Genomic DNA, 15,847 nt, shown 5'->3' with positions numbered 1-15,847 from the left:
CCGGGACCTCATGCCGCGCCTGCCGCCGGTGTCCGGACACCGGCGGCAGGCGGACTACTCCACCAGCTCAGTTGCCGCCGAAGTCGTAGTCGTCGAGCGGGATCGCCTGGAACTCGGAACCGAGTCCGCCGGCGTTCTCCTCGGCGTAGCTGAAGTCGGCGAACGCGGACGGATCCGTGAACATCTGGGCCTTCGCCTCCTCGGTGGGCTCCACGTCCACGCTGTTGTACCGGTCCAGACCGGTACCCGCGGGGATGAGCTTGCCGATGATGACGTTCTCCTTCAGGCCCAGCAGCGGATCCGACTTGCCCTCCATGGCGGCCTGCGTGAGGACACGCGTGGTCTCCTGGAAGGACGCGGCGGACAGCCACGAGTCCGTGGCGAGCGAGGCCTTGGTGATGCCCATGAGCTCGGGGCGGCCGGCCGCCGGACGCTTGCCCTCGGCCACCGCACCGCGGTTGGCCTCGAGGAAGCGCACGTTGTCCACCAGCTCACCCGGCAGCAGCGCGGTGTCACCGGACTCGATGATGGTCACGCGCCGCAGCATCTGCCGCACGATGACCTCCACGTGCTTGTCGTGGATGCCCACGCCCTGGGAGCGGTACACGCCCTGGACCTCGTCCACGAGGTGCTTCTGCGCCTCGCGGGGACCGCGGATGCGCAGCACCTCCTTGGGGTCCACCGCACCGGTGACGAGCTGCTGGCCCACGTCCACGTGGTCGCCGTCCGCCACGAGCAGCTTGGCACGGCGCAGCACGGGGTACGCGAACTCCTCGTCGCCGTTGTCCGGGACCACGACGATCTTGAGGGACTTGTCCGTGTCCTCGATGCGGATCCGGCCGGCCACCTCGGAGATCGGGGCCACACCCTTGGGCGTGCGGGCCTCGAAGAGCTCCTGGATACGGGGCAGACCCTGCGTGATGTCACCGTCCGAGGACGCCACACCACCGGTGTGGAACGTGCGCATGGTCAGCTGGGTGCCGGGCTCGCCGATGGACTGCGCGGCCACGATGCCCACGGCCTCGCCGATGTCCACCAGCTGGTTGGTGGCCAGGGAGCGGCCGTAGCACGCGGCGCACACGCCCACCGCGGACTCGCACGTGAGCACGGAGCGCACGCGCACCTGGTCCACACCCGCGGCGTAGAGCTTCTCGATCATGGCGTCGGACATGTCCGCACCGGCCTCGGCCAGCACCTCGCCGTTCTCGTCCGCCACGGCACTGGCCAGCACGCGGCCGTGCACCGTGTTCTCCACGTCCTCCTGCAGCGTGCGCACACCGGTGTCGGTGACGTCCGCGAGCGGGAGGGTCAGACCGCGCACGGTCTGGCAGTCGGACTCGCGCACGATCACGTCCTGCGAGACGTCCACCAGACGACGGGTCAGGTAGCCCGAGTTCGCGGTACGCAGGGCGGTGTCCGCGAGGCCCTTGCGGGCACCGTGGGTGGCGATGAAGTACTCCAGCACCGACAGGCCCTCACGGTAGGAGGACTTGATGGGGCGGGGCATGATCTCGCCCTTCGGGTTGGCCACGAGGCCGCGGATGCCCGCGATCTGACGGACCTGCATCCAGTTGCCTCGCGCACCCGAGGACACCATGCGGTTGATGGTGTTGGTGGGCTCGAGGTTGTCGCGCATGGCCTGGGCGACCTCGTCCGTGGCCTTGGACCAGATGTCGATGAGCTCCGAGCGGCGCTCGTCGTCGTCGATCAGGCCCTTGTCGTACTGGCCCTGGATGCGCGCGGCCTGCGCCTCGTAGCCCTCCATGATGGCGGGCTTCTCCGGCGGGGTCGCGATGTCCGAGATGGCCACCGTGACGCCCGAGCGGGAGGCCCAGTGGAAGCCGGCGTCCTTGAGGTTGTCCAGCGTCTTGGCCACGCGGGTCATCGGGTAGCGTTCCGCCAGGTCGTTCACGAGCGCGGACAGGTGCTTCTTGTCCGCGACGTTCTCGTCCCACGGGTAGTCCTCGGGCAGGGTCTCGTTGAACAGCACGCGTCCCAGAGTGGTCTCCACGACGGCGGGCTGACCCGGCTCCCAGCCCTCGGGGGCCTCCCAGCCGGCGTACGGCACGAAGTCCTCGAGACGGATCCTGCACTTCGCGTTGAGGTGCAGCTCGCCGGAGTCGTTGGCCATGATGGCCTCGGCCACGGAGGAGTAGCTGTTGCCCTCCCCGGCCCAGCCCTCACGCACGGTGGTGAGGTGGTAGAGGCCGATGATCATGTCCTGCGAGGGCAGGGCGATCGGCTTGCCGTCCGAGGGCTTGAGGATGTTGTTCGAGGACAGCATCAGCACGCGCGCCTCGGCCTGGGCCTCCGGCGACAGCGGCAGGTGCACGGCCATCTGGTCACCGTCGAAGTCCGCGTTGAACGCGCCGCACACGAGCGGGTGCAGCTGGATGGCCTTGCCCTCCACCAGCTGCGGCTCGAACGCCTGGATGCCCAGACGGTGCAGGGTGGGGGCGCGGTTCAGCAGCACGGGGTGCTCGGTGATGACCTCTTCGAGGACGTCCCACACCTGCGGGCGGTAGCGCTCCACCATGCGCTTGGCGGACTTGATGTTCTGCGCGTGGTTCAGGTCCACCAGGCGCTTCATCACGAAGGGCTTGAACAGCTCCAGGGCCATCTGCTTGGGCAGACCGCACTGGTGCAGCTTCAGCTGGGGACCGACCACGATCACGGAACGGCCGGAGTAGTCCACGCGCTTGCCCAGGAGGTTCTGGCGGAAGCGGCCCTGCTTGCCCTTGAGCATGTCGGACAGGGACTTCAGCGCACGGTTGCCGGGTCCGGTGACCGGGCGACCGCGACGGCCGTTGTCGAACAGCGAGTCCACGGCCTCCTGCAGCATGCGCTTCTCGTTGTTCACGATGATCTCGGGGGCACCGAGGTCCAGCAGCCGCTTGAGGCGGTTGTTGCGGTTGATCACACGACGGTAGAGGTCGTTGAGGTCGGAGGTCGCGAACCGGCCGCCGTCCAGCTGCACCATGGGGCGCAGTTCCGGCGGGATCACCGGGACGGCGTCCAGGACCATGCCCAGCGGCGAGTTGTCCGTGGTGAGGAACGCGTTGACCACCTTGAGGCGCTTCAGGGCACGGGTCTTGCGCTGGCCCTTGCCCGTGGCAATGGTCTCGCGCAGCGACTCGGCCTCGGCCGCGAGGTCGAAGCTCTCGAGACGCTTCTTGATGGACTCGGCGCCCATGGAGCCCTCGAAGTACATGCCGTAGCGGTCCACCATCTGGCGGTACAGGGCCTCGTCGCCCTCGAGGTCGTTGACCTTGAGGTTCTTGAAGCGGTCCCAGACCTTCTCCAGGTAGTCGATCTCGCGGTCCGCGCGCTTGCGCACGTTCGCCATCTGACGGTCCGCGGAGTCGCGCAGCTTGCGCTTCTCCGCCGCCTTGCCGCCCTCCTCCTCGACGCGCGCGAGGTCGTTCTCGAGGTCACGGGCGATCGCGTTGATGTCCGCGTCCCGGGTGTCCTCGAACTGCTTCTTCTCGCGGTCGATAGCCGCCTGCAGGTTGGGCAGGTCGTCGTGGCGGGCCTGCTCGTCCACGGACGTGATCATGTACGCCGCGAAGTAGATGACCTTCTCGAGGTCCTTGGGCGCGAGGTCCAGCAGGTAGCCCAGGCGCGACGGAACGCCCTTGAAGTACCAGATGTGGGTCACGGGAGCGGCGAGCTCGATGTGGCCCATGCGCTCACGGCGCACCTTCGCCCGCGTCACCTCGACGCCGCAGCGCTCACAGATGATGCCCTTGTAGCGCACGCGCTTGTACTTGCCGCAGTAGCACTCCCAGTCCCGGGTGGGACCGAAGATCTTCTCGCAGAACAAGCCGTCCTTCTCGGGCTTGAGCGTGCGGTAGTTGATGGTTTCCGGCTTCTTGACCTCGCCGTAGGACCAGCCGCGGATCTGATCCGCAGTGGCCAGGCCGATCTGCATGAGGCCCAGTGAAGAATCGTTGGACATAAGGTCCTGTCCCTCTTTCGTAAAATCCTGAAGTCTGTCGGGCTGAACTGTGGACGGGAGCGTTCTCAGACCTCTTCGACCGAGCTGGGCTCGGAGTGGGAGAGGTCGATGCCGAGCTCGTCGGCAGCCCGGAAGCTGTCGTCCTCGGAGTCACGCATCTCCACCGTGTTGCCGTCAGCGGAGAGGACCTCCACGTTCAGGCACAGGGACTGCATCTCCTTGATGAGCACCTTGAAGGACTCGGGCACACCCGGCTCCGGGATGTTCTCGCCCTTGACAATGGCCTCGTACACCTTCACGCGGCCGTGGACGTCGTCGGACTTGACCGTGAGCAGCTCCTGGAGCGTGTAGGCGGCGCCGTACGCCTCGAGCGCCCACACCTCCATCTCGCCGAAGCGCTGACCGCCGAACTGCGCCTTACCGCCCAGCGGCTGCTGGGTGATCATGGAGTAGGGGCCGGTGGAGCGCGCGTGGATCTTGTCGTCCACGAGGTGGTGCAGCTTCAAGATGTACTGGTAGCCCACGGACACCGGGTCCGGGAAGGGCTGGCCGGAGCGGCCGTCGAACAGCTTGGCCTTGCCGGAGCGCCCGATCAGGCGCTGACCGTCCCGCGTGGGGTTGGTGTGGTCCAGCAGGTCGAAGATCTCGTCCTCGCGGGCGCCGTCGAACACCGGGGTGGCCACGTTCGTGGGTCCGCTGCTCTTGGGGAAGTTGCTCAGCCCGTCCAGCCACTCGGGGTTGCCCTCGATGTTCCAGCCCTGCTTGGCGAGCCAGCCGGTGTGGACCTCGAGCACCTGGCCGAGGTTCATGCGCCCGGGCACGCCCAGCGGGTTGAGGATCACGTCCACCGGGGTGCCGTCCTCCATGAACGGCATGTCCTCGACGGGCAGGATCTTGGAGATGACGCCCTTGTTGCCGTGACGCCCGGCCAGCTTGTCGCCGTCCGTGATCTTGCGCTTCTGCGCCACGTACACGCGCACCACCTGGTTGACACCGGCGGGCAGGTCGTCGTCCTCGTCCTCGCGGTCGAAGACGCGCACGCCGATCACGGTGCCGGACTCGCCGTGGGGCACCTTCAGGGAGGTGTCGCGCACCTCGCGGGACTTCTCGCCGAAGATGGCGCGCAGCAGACGCTCCTCGGGGGTCAGCTCGGTCTCGCCCTTGGGCGTGACCTTGCCCACCAGGATATCCCCGGCCTGCACCTCGGCACCGATGTGGATGATGCCGCGCTCGTCCAGCGCCGAGAGCACCTCCTCCGACACGTTCGGGATGTCACGGGTGATCTCCTCGGCACCGAGTTTGGTGTCGCGGGCGTCGATCTCGTGCTCCTCGATGTGGATGGACGTCAGGACGTCCTCGGAGACCATGCGCTGGGACAGGATGATGGCGTCCTCGTAGTTGAGGCCCTCCCAGGACATGTACGCGATCAGCAGGTTCTTGCCCAGCGCGAGCTCGCCGTGGTCCGTGGAAGGGCCGTCGGCGATCACGGTGCGGGGCTCCACGCGCTGACCCTCGGAGACGATCACGCGCTGGTTGTACGTGTTGCCCGGGTTGGAGCGCACGAACTTGTTGATCAGGTAGAGCTTCGTGGTGCCGTCGTCGTTGAGCACCGTGACGAGGTCTGCGGAGACCTCCTCGACCACGCCCGGCTTGGTGGCCAGGACGGAGTCGCCGGCGTCCAGGGCGGCGTAGCGCTCCATGCCGGTGCCCACGAGCGGAGCCTCGGACGTGAGCAGCGGCACGGCCTGACGCTGCATGTTGGCACCCATGAGCGCGCGGTTGGCGTCGTCGTGCTCGAGGTACGGGATCAGGGCGGTCGCCACCGACACCATCTGGCGCGGGGAGACGTCCATGAACTCGATGTCCTCGGGGGCCACGAGCACGGCCTCGCCGGAGCCGTCGGAGGCACGCGCCAGGACGGCGTCCTCGGCGAAGTGGCCGTCGTCGGTCAGCGGGGCGTTGGCCTGCGCAATGGTGAGCCCGCGCTCGTCGTCCGCCGTGAGGTAGACGACGTCGTCGGTGACGGTGCCGTCCACGACCTTGCGGTAGGGCGTCTCGAGGAACCCGAAGGGGTTGATGCGCGCGTAGGTGGCGAGCGAGCCGATCAGGCCGATGTTGGAGCCCTCGGGGGTCTCGATCGGGCACATGCGGCCGTAGTGCGAGGGGTGGACGTCGCGGACCTCCATGCCCGCGCGGTCGCGCGAGAGGCCACCGGGGCCCAGTGCGGAGAGCCGACGCTTGTGGGTCAGACCCGCGAGCGGGTTGTTCTGGTCCATGAACTGCGACAGCTGGGAGGTTCCGAAGAACTCCTTGATCGCGGCCACCACGGGGCGGATGTTGATCAGGGTCTGCGGCGTGATGGCCTCGACGTCCTGGGTGGTCATCCGCTCGCGCACCACGCGCTCCATGCGGGAGAGACCCGTGCGGATCTGGTTCTCGATCAGCTCGCCCACGGCGCGGATGCGACGGTTGCCGAAGTGGTCGATGTCGTCCACGTCCACGTGGATCTCGCGGGCCTCGCCGTCACGCGTGCCGGGCATGGTGGAGCCCCCGTCGTGCAGGGTGACGAGGTAGCGGATCATGGCCACGATGTCGTCCAGGGACAGCACGGAGGCGTCCGGGTCCGTGAACGGCTTGTCCAGACCGAGCTTGCGGTTGAGCTTGTAGCGGCCCACCTTGGCGAGGTCGTAGCGCTTGGGGTTGAAGTACATGTTGTCCAGCAGGGACTGGGCGGCGTCCACCGTGGGCGGCTCCCCCGGGCGCAGCTTGCGGTAGATGTCCAGCAGCGCCTCCTCGCGGGTCTCCGTGGTGTCCTTCTCGAGGGTCGCGCGGATGGAGTCGAACTCGCCGAACTCCTCGAGGATCTTGGCCTCGGTCCAGCCGAGCGCCTTGAGCAGGACGGTCACGGACTGCTTGCGCTTGCGGTCCAGACGCACGCCCACCTGGTCGCGCTTGTCGATCTCGAGCTCGAACCACGCACCGCGGGAGGGGATGATCTTGGCGGAGTAGATGTCCTTGTCGGACGTGCGGTCCTGGCCCTTCTCGAAGTAGGCGCCCGGGGAACGCACGAGCTGGGAGACCACCACGCGCTCGGACCCGTTGATCACGAACGTGCCCTTGTCGGTCATGAGGGGGAAGTCCCCCATGAACACGGTCTGCTGCTTGATCTCGCCCGTGGTGTTGTTCATGAACTCGGCCTTGACGTACAGCGGCGCCGAGTAGGTGGCGTCACGGTCCTTGCACTCGTCCATCGTGTACTTGGGGTCGTAGAACTCCGGCTCCGAGAACGAGAGGGACATGGTCCCCTGGAAGTCCTCGATCGGGGAGATCTCCTCGAAGATGTCGGAGAGCCCGGACGTGGTGGACACGCTCGTGTCCCCGGTCTCCTGGGCCTCGACCACGCGGGCCTGCCAGCGCTCGTTGCCCACCAGGCGGTCGAAGCTGTCGGTCTGCAGGGCCAGCAGGTTGGGGACGTCCAGCGGTTCGTGGATCTTCGCGAAGGAGACGCGGCGAGGAATGTTATCGCTCGTGGGGTGGTTGGCGGAGACGTTCGTATCGGTGCTCGAGGCGACCAAGATGTGATCCTTCCACAGACATGCAGTGAATACGCGAGGTTCCCGGGGAGAGAAAAAGGGGCCGGTCACGAGGAGAATCGCCGACCGCCCCTGCGGCGCCCACCGCTATATGAAGGCACGCATGCATAAGGGACAACGCAAAGCACTAGCCTAGGCCAGATCCGGCAGGTTGTCCACACCGGTGCTGGACGAATCCCCCTCCGCGACGTAACATGCCCGCCGCGCGTCCGCCCGGCCGGTCCGGGAGGACGCCGCCCGACGGCGCGGGCGGCACCCGGTCCCGCTCAGGCAACCCCGTTCGCCCTCGCCTGCTCCGCTGCCCGGGTCGCGCCCAGGCGCCACGGGTCGCCGTGACCGGGCAGGACCGTGCGGGCCCCCGTGGCCGCGATCGCGCCGAGGGACTCGAGGGCCGTGGCCGCGTCCGCGGTGGCAGCGCCGGCCACCACCCGAGGACCGGTCAGACCCGTGTACGGATCGAGGGTGACGAGCGCATCGCCCGACAGCACGGCGTCGGCGGCCGGGACGTGCAGCGCGCAGTGGCCGTACGTGTGCCCGGCCGTGAGGACCACCCTGGGACGGCCCGGCACGGGCACCGTCTCCCCCACGGCGAGATCGTGCGTCACGGCAACTCCACGCACGCCCGCGGCTCCGCCCGCGAGCATCGAGGCGAGCACCGGGACCGCGCGCGGGTGCCTGAGCGGGTAGAGGGCCGCCGGGCTCTCGTGCGCGTAGCTGTAGGGGTGCGCCGCGAGGTGGCGCTCCCGCTGGTGGGCGTGCACGGGGATCCCCAGCCGGGCCACGAGCTTCGCGGCGACGCCCACGTGGTCGAAGTGGGCGTGGGTGAGCACGAGTGCTTTCAGGTCTGCCGGTGTCCGGCCCAGCTCTCGCACGGCCCACCCCAGCTCGTTCCACACCCGCGGCAGCCCGGCGTCCACGAGGGTCAGCCCGTCCTCGTCCTCCAGCAGGTAGCAGTTCACGTGGTGGCTCTGGACCATGTGGATCCCGGGGGCGACGTCTCGCACGAACACGGTGTTCTCCTTCTTCCTCCGCCCGCGACGGCGCACGGGGACTTCTCGGCGACCCGCGCCGTCCACGCGGGCACCGGCACGGGCTCGGCACGACGGAACGGGCCTGCTGGGAGGTTACTCCCGGCAGACCCGTTCGCGGCACCACCCCTGGGGGTCGTTCCCGTGCGCGTCAGCCCCGCCTGTAGAAGGGCATGGCCGTCCGGGCGACCTCGACGCCGCGGCCCCGGGCGTCCTGGACACTCACGTTCCCGGCGGCGATCTCCTCGAGGGCGTACGTGGTCACCAGGGCCATGGCCACGGGCTTGCCGAGCGTGGGCGAGGGGAGGCCACTGGTGATCTCCCCCACCGGGCGCTCACCCGCGAGCACGGTGTAGCCCGCGCGCAGCGGTTTGCGCCCGAGACCCTCCAGCCCGATCAGGGTGCGCGCGGGAGCGTCCCGCAGCATGGCCGCGAGCGCGTCGTGTCCCACCGTGCGGGTGCCCGCCTCGTCCTTCTTGCGCAGCGCGATCTCCACGAGCTTGCCGAGCCCGGCCTCCACCGGGGTGATCTCGGTGGAGAGCTCGTGGCCGTAGAGCGGCATGCCGGCCTCGAGCCGCAGGGAGTCGCGTGCGGCGAGCCCCGCGGCCTGCACGGGGGCCTCCTCCGTGCCGAGCTCCCCGGCCGTGGCGAGCAACGCGTCCCACAGGGTCGTGGCGTGCTCGTTGGCGCAGTACAGCTCGAAGCCGTCCTCGCCGGTGTAGCCCGTGCGGGCCGCGAGCACCTCCACGCCCGCGCAGCGTGCGGTGGCGCACGCGTAGTACTTGAGAGCGGCGACGTCCTCGGAGGGCTCCAGTCCGGTGGCCTCGAGCACCTCCAGTGCCCGCGGACCCTGGACCGCGACCAGGGAGGTCTCGGCACCCCGGTCGGTCACCGTGACGTCGAAGCCCTCCGTACGCTGCTGCAGGGCGCGCACCACGGTCTCCTGGTTGCCCGCGTTCGGCACCACCAGGTAGCGGTCCTCGGCGAGCCGGTAGGTGATGAGGTCGTCCAGCACGCGGCCGTCCTCGTCCACGATCACCGAGTACTTGGCGCGCCCCACACCAATGGTGGAGAGCACCCCCACGAGCGCGTGGTCCAGGAACGCCCCGGCCTGGGCCCCGACGACCTCCACCTCCCCCATGTGGGAGAGGTCGAAGATCCCGGCGCCGCGGCGCACGGCATGGTGCTCCGCGGTGTCGCTCGCGTAGCGGACGGGCATGGACCAGCCGCCGAAGTCGGTGAACCGGGCACCCAGCTCCTCGTGGGCACCGTGCAGTGCGGTCTGACGCTCGCTCATCACTTCTCCTGTCCCGCAGCTGCGGTGTACGCGGCGTCGAACGCCTCGATGGGTGGGCACTCGCACACGAGGTTCCGGTCCCCCGCGGCGTTGTCGATGCGGCCCACCGGGGGCCAGTACTTCACACGGCGCAGCGTGGGCACGGGGTAGCCGGCCTGCGAGCGGGGGTAGGAGCGGTCCCACTCGTCCGCTGTGAGCACCTGGGCGGTGTGCGGGGCGTGGCGGATCACGGAGTCCTCCAGGGCCACCGCGCCGTCCGCGATCTCCTGCATCTCCGCGTGGATGGTGCGCATGGCCTCGATGAACCGGTCCAGCTCCTCGAGCCCCTCGGACTCTGTGGGCTCCACCATGAGCGTGCCGGCCACGGGGAACGCCAGGGTGGGCGCGTGGAAGCCGAAGTCCACGAGCCGCTTGCAGACGTCCTCGGCGGTGACGCCGGAGGCCTTGGTCATGGGCCGCAGGTCCAGGATGCACTCGTGGGCCACGAGCCCGCCGTCCCCGGTGTAGAGGGTGGGGAACACGTCCGAGAGCTGCCGGGAGATGTAGTTAGCGCCCAGCACGGCCGTGCGCGAGGACTCGGTCAGACCCTGCGCACCGGTCATCGCGATGTACATCCAGGTGATGGGCAGCACGCCTGCGGAGCCGTGCGGGGCCTCGGCCACGGGGAAGCCGGCACCGCGCTCGGTGAGGTCCGCGGCGGCGGGGTTGCCCGGGAGGTAGGGCACGAGGTGCTCGGCCACCGCCACGGGGCCGACACCGGGCCCGCCGCCGCCGTGGGGGATGCAGAACGTCTTGTGCAGGTTCAGGTGGGAGACGTCCCCGCCGAAGCGGCCGGGGCGGGCCAGTCCCATGAGCGCGTTCAGGTTGGCGCCGTCCACGTAGACCTGGCCACCGGCGTCGTGCACCGCGGCACAGACCTGGGTGATGTCGGTGTCGTACACACCGTGGGTGGACGGGTAGGTGACCATGATGCCCGCGAGCTCGTCACCCACGGACTCGATCTTGGCGGCGAGGTCACCCTGGTCGATCGTGCCGTCCTGGGCGGTGGCCACCACCACGACCTTCAGGTCCGCGAGCACGGCCGACGCCGCGTTGGTGCCGTGGGCGGAGGACGGGATCAGGATGGTCTTGCGCTGGTCCTCGCCGCGGTCCACCTGGTAGCGGCGGATGGCCAGCAGGCCGGCGAGCTCGCCCTGGGAGCCCGCGTTCGGCTGGACGGAGACCGCGGCGTAACCGGTGATCTCCGCGAGCCAGTCCTGCAGCTGCTCGATCAGCTCGGTCCAGCCACGGGTCTGCTCCGCGGGGGCCAGGGGGTGGATGCTCGCGAACTCGGGCCAGGAAATGGGCTCCATCTCCGCGGCCGCGTTGAGCTTCATCGTGCACGAGCCCAGCGGGATCATGGTCCGGTCCAGTGCGAGGTCCTTGTCGGAGAGCTCGCGCAGCCAGCGCATCAGGGACGTCTCGGAGCGGTGCGTGTGGAACACGGGGTGCGTCATGTACTCGTCCGTGCGCAGCGCGTCCTGTGGGAGGTCGAAGGCCGCGGCGTCCACGGTGTCCTCCGCTTCGGCGCCACCGCAGGCCTCGCCCACGGCCGTGAGGACCTCGGCCACGTCCCGGTCCGTGTGGGGCTCACCGAAGCTCACGCCCACGGTGTCCCCGTCCACGCGGCGCAGGTTCAGGCCGCGGTCCGCGGCGGCGGCCACGACGGCGTCGGCCTGGCCCGGCACGGAGAAGGTCACGGTGTCGAAGAAGCGCTCGTGCGCCACCTCGATGCCCCGCGCGCGCAGCCCCGCCGCGAGGTCAGCGGCCATTCCGTGCAGCCGCTCGGCCAGGGCGCGCAGCGCCGCCGGGCCGTGGTGCACGGCGTACGCGGCGGCCACGATGGCGAGCAGCGCCTGGGCCGTGCAGATGTTGGAGGTGGCCTTCTCCCGGCGGATGTGCTGCTCGCGCGTCTGCAGGGCCAGCCGGTAGGCGGGGGCGCCCGCGGAGTCCGTGGAGACGCCCACGATGCGGCCCGGCAGGGAACGCTCCGTGCCCTTGCGGGAGGCCATGAACGCGGCGTGGGGTCCGCCGAAGAAAAGGGGCACCCCGAAGCGCTGGGCCGAGCCCACCGCGATGTCCGCCCCCATCTCTCCCGGGCTGCGCAGCATGGTCAGCGCGAGCAGGTCCGTGCTCACGGTGACGAGCGCGCCCGCCTCGTGGGCGGCGCCGATCACGGCGGTGGGATCCGTGACGTCCCCGTCCGCGCCGACCTGGGCGACGACCACGCCGAAGAACTCGCCGTCCGCAACCGCTCGCGCGGCGGCGTCGGGATCGCCGAGGTCCGCGAGCACGAGCTCGATCCCCGCGGCCCGGGTGCGCCCCGTGAGCACCGCGAGGGTCTGCGGGAGGCTCCGGCTGTCCACGAGCACGCGGGAGCTCTTGGAGCGGCGGTTGGCGCGGCGCATCATCAGCACGGCCTCGGCCACGGCGGAGGACTCGTCCAGCAGGGACGCGTTCGCGACCTCCAGACCGGTGAGATCGATGACCGCGTTCTGGAACGTGAGCAGCAGCTCCAGGCGGCCCTGGGAGATCTCCGGCTGGTACGGCGTGTAGGAGGTGTAGAAGCCCGGGTTCTCCAGGATGTTGCGGCGGATCGCGGCAGGGGTCACGGTGTCGTGGTAGCCCTGGCCGATCATCTGGCGCATCACGGTGTTGCGGGACGCGATGCGGCGCAGCGCGGACAGCGCCTCCGGCTCGTCCAGGGGCTCGGGGAGGTCGAGGGTGTCGCGCAGTCGGATACTCTCCGGAACGGCACGGTCGATCAGCTGGTCCAGGCTCTCGGCACCCACGGCGCGGAGCATGGTGGTGAGGTCATCGGCGTCGGGGCCGATGTGGCGTGACAGGAAAGACATGCGACGGTCTCCTGGGCTGCTTGTGGGCACGCGGGCCCGGTGAGTCCTCCCCGCTCTGTTCCGAACCTGAGAGATTTCGCCGGTGGGTGCAGCAGCCCGCACCCCCGACCTGCCCCGACGGTGTCCGGGCGCCGCGTGGGCGCCGGACTCTTCAGAGTGGCCTGGTGCGGCGGTACGGGTGCCTGAGAGATTCCCGGGGAGGGTTTGCTCCTTCGGCGATGGCTCCGTCCGCAACCGTTACCGGCCGCCGACCCGCCACACTCTCCCGCCGCACTGTGACGGCCAGATGGTCGCTCACAGTCTTGCACATCACACCCGTGCCGTGAACGCCCCCGGCAGCGGGACCGGTGCGGCGGGCCCGGGACGCACAGAACCCCGCACCGGACGGTGCGGGGTTCTGCAGTGAGCCGCGCGTGCGGCGTCAGCGGACGCTCGCGCGAGTGCGGCAGGCGCTCGGGGCGCCCGGAATCACTTGACGGTGACGGTGGCGCCGGCGCCCTCGAGGGCTTCCTTCGCCTTGTCAGCGGCTTCCTTGGTGGCGCCTTCGAGGACGGCCTTGGGGGCGCTGTCCACGAGGTCCTTGGCTTCCTTGAGGCCCAGGGAGGTCAGGCCGCGAACTTCCTTGATGACCTGGATCTTCTTGTCACCGGCGGACTCGAGGACGACGTCGAACTCGGTCTTCTCCTCCTCGGCGGCACCGGCGTCGCCGGCAGCGGGGGCGGCACCGGCCACGGCCACGGGGGCGGCGGCGGTGACGTCGAAGGTCTCCTCGAACGCCTTCACGAACTCGGAGAGCTCGATGAGGGACAGTTCCTTGAAGGCCTCGATCAGTTCATCGGTGGTCAGCTTGGCCATGGTGTTGGCTCCTTACTTGTACGTGGTGCCGGTGCGGGTGGCGCCGGCGAGGTGTGCGTGGTGAGAAGAACACGGGTGCGTGACGGGCGCGGTGCCCGACCACCCGGAACCTGGGTGTCCCCGGAGGGATCAGGCGGCGTTCTCGCCCTGCTCGTCCAGCTTGGCGCGCAGTGCTTCCGCGGTGCGCACGGTCTTGGACAGCGGGGCCTGGAACAGCGCGGCAGCCTTGGACATCGACGCCTTGGCGGCACCGGCGACCTTGGCCAGCAGAACCTCGCGGGACTCGAGGTCCGCGAGCTTCTTGATCTCGGTCTCGTCCATCGCGACGCCGTCCAGGTAACCGCCCTTGACGATCAGCTGGGGGTTGTCCTTGGCGAAGTCACGCAGGCTCTTGGCGGTCGCGACGGCGTCACCGGAGACGAACGCGATGGCCGAGGGGCCCTGGAGCTTTCCCTCGAACGCGTCGATTCCGGATTCGCGCGCCGCAATGGCGGTGAGCGTGTTCTTCACCACGGCGTATTCGGCGTTCTCACCCAGCGTGCGGCGCAGCGTCTTGAGCTGGGCCACGGTGAGCCCGCGGTACTCCGTCAGGACGGCAGCGTGCGAGTTGGAGAACAAGTCCTTCAACTCTGCAACCGCGGCAGCCTTTTCAGGATTCGCCATGGTGCTCCTTCCTTACATGTGGATGCCGGCTCCGCGTCCCCGTGAGGAGAAACGACAAAAGCCCCGCGCAGATGCCCGGGGCTCGACCACCGCCGATCCACGCACACGCAGGTGCGGGTTCGACTGAAGGATTCGTGCTGGTTCACCTGCGCTGGACGGTCCTCGTTGCCGAGGACCTCTTCGACCACGCGCACCGGGGGCGCGCATGATGACCGGCGGTCTTTGGTGCTGCCACCGTACCCCAGCCCTTGGCGGCCCACCAAATCCCCCGTGCTGCGGCACCCGTGCCGGTCACTCCGCGGTGATGCGCCCGGGGTGGGTGTAGACGTTGCAGCGGCCCCGCCGGTTGAAGCCCACCACGGTGACGCCGCGCTCGCGCCCGTGCGCCACGGCCAGGGCGGAGGGCGCGCTCCCCGCCGAGAGCACGGGGATCCCGGCCATGGCGGCCTTGCTCACGAGCTCGAAGGACGCTCGTGCGGAGACCTGCAGGACCGTCTCGTGCAGCGGCAGCAGACCGCGCTGCACGGCCCAGCCAACCACCTTGTCCACGGCGTTGTGACGCCCCACGTCCTCGCTCACCACGAGCGGCTCCCGCCGCCCCACGGGGAACAGGGCGGCCGCGTGCACACCCCCCGTGGCGTCGAAGACCCGCTGGTGCTCCCGCAGCTCGTCCGGCAGCGCCACGAGCCGGGCGGCCGGCACGAGGGGACGCGGCGGCGCCACGGGATACGCGGACGGCTTCACCACGCTGTCCAGGGACGGGGTGCCGCACACCCCGCACGAGGACGAGGTGAAGACCTGCCGCTGTGCTCCCCGCTGCGGCCCGGGCGCCCCGGGCGCGAGGCGCACGTCCACCACGTTGTAGGTGCGGTGCCCGTCCCGGTCCACGCCCGAGCGGTAGTCCATCTTCACGATGTGGGACACCTCCGTGATCACGGCCTCGCTCAGCAGCAGACCCGTCACGAGCGCGAAGTCCTGTCCCGGAGTGCGCATGGTCACCGTGAACTGCTCCCCGTCCAGGCGGATCTCCAGGGGCTCCTCCCCCGCGAGCCGGTCCGGGCCCGCCGTCACCTCGCCGTGGGCGTCGAACGTGCGCACACGCGCGGGGACGATGATCCGTGCCGCCATCTCAGCCCTCCAGCCCCACCCAGGTGTGCTGCCCGTCCCGGAAGCTCTCCCGCTTCCAGATGGGCACCCCCTCCTTGATGCGGTCCACGATCCGGGAGCACACCGCGAAGGCCTCGGCCCGGTGCGCCGCCGCGACGGCCACCTCCAGCGCGCTGTCCCCCACCGCGAGCGCCCCGATCCGGTGCTCCGCCCACACCCTGGTCCCCGGGTGCTGCGCGGCGACCTCCCGGACCACGGCCCGCAGGGCGTCCCCGGCACTCGGGTGCGCGCTGTACTCGAGGCCCGTCACGCCCCCCCGGCCGCCGTCGTGGTCGCGGATCACGCCGCTGAAGCCCACCACCGCGCCGCAGCCCGGGTGGGCCACCTCGCGCTGCGCCCGGGCGGCGTCCAGCGGGTCGTCGGTGACCCCCGCGTGCAGCACGGTTCCCGCG

Annotated in this window: 9 protein-coding genes and 1 riboswitch; all 9 genes read right to left on the bottom strand. The window is 69.8% G+C overall.

The annotated features are described in order from the left end of the window. Positions 1–67: 67 nt before the first annotated feature. Positions 68–3,958 carry a DNA-directed RNA polymerase subunit beta' gene (locus tag CWC38_RS01370; protein WP_121845062.1) on the bottom strand — a complete coding sequence of 1,297 codons (3,891 nt, stop codon included), beginning with the start codon at positions 3,956–3,958 and terminating at the stop codon, positions 68–70. 65 nt (positions 3,959–4,023) lie between these two features. Further along, positions 4,024–7,533, bottom strand: coding sequence for a DNA-directed RNA polymerase subunit beta (gene rpoB, locus CWC38_RS01365; RefSeq protein WP_121845061.1), 3,510 nt, complete (start codon positions 7,531–7,533; stop codon positions 4,024–4,026). 284 nt (positions 7,534–7,817) lie between these two features. After that, complete coding sequence (locus CWC38_RS01360) at positions 7,818–8,561, bottom strand: MBL fold metallo-hydrolase (protein WP_121845060.1); 744 nt, start codon at positions 8,559–8,561, stop codon at positions 7,818–7,820. 169 nt (positions 8,562–8,730) lie between these two features. Beyond that, the gene (gene gcvT / locus CWC38_RS01355) at positions 8,731–9,876 is read right to left on the bottom strand and encodes a glycine cleavage system aminomethyltransferase GcvT (protein ID WP_121845059.1); all 1,146 of its coding nucleotides are present in this window, start codon (positions 9,874–9,876) and stop codon (positions 8,731–8,733) included. Further along, entirely contained in the window at positions 9,876–12,770 is a 2,895-nt protein-coding gene (gene gcvP / locus CWC38_RS01350) for an aminomethyl-transferring glycine dehydrogenase (RefSeq protein WP_121845058.1), read from the bottom strand. Before gcvP ends, gcvT begins: the two co-directional genes overlap by 1 nt. Before the next feature lie 160 nt (positions 12,771–12,930). Then, positions 12,931–13,048: riboswitch (glycine riboswitch) on the bottom strand. Positions 13,049–13,238: 190 nt separating this feature from the next. Then, positions 13,239–13,625, bottom strand: coding sequence for a 50S ribosomal protein L7/L12 (rplL, locus tag CWC38_RS01345; RefSeq protein ID WP_121845057.1), 387 nt, complete (start codon positions 13,623–13,625; stop codon positions 13,239–13,241). A gap of 129 nt (positions 13,626–13,754) precedes the next feature. Beyond that, positions 13,755–14,288, bottom strand: coding sequence for a 50S ribosomal protein L10 (gene rplJ / locus CWC38_RS01340; protein ID WP_121845056.1), 534 nt, complete (start codon positions 14,286–14,288; stop codon positions 13,755–13,757). Between the two features lie 291 nt (positions 14,289–14,579). Further along, a complete protein-coding gene (gene fdhD, locus CWC38_RS01335; protein ID WP_121845055.1) occupies positions 14,580–15,416 on the bottom strand; it encodes a formate dehydrogenase accessory sulfurtransferase FdhD in 837 nt (278 codons plus the stop codon). A 1-nt stretch (position 15,417) separates the two neighbouring features. Next, on the bottom strand, positions 15,418–15,847 hold a 430-nt coding region (locus tag CWC38_RS01330), incomplete at its 5' end, for a molybdenum cofactor biosynthesis protein MoaE (protein ID WP_133306226.1).

Origin of the sequence: Kocuria tytonicola, assembly GCF_003687455.1 — a bacterium.
GTDB lineage: Bacteria > Actinomycetota > Actinomycetes > Actinomycetales > Micrococcaceae > Kocuria > Kocuria tytonicola.
This window is presented reverse-complemented; position numbering and strand designations above follow the sequence as displayed.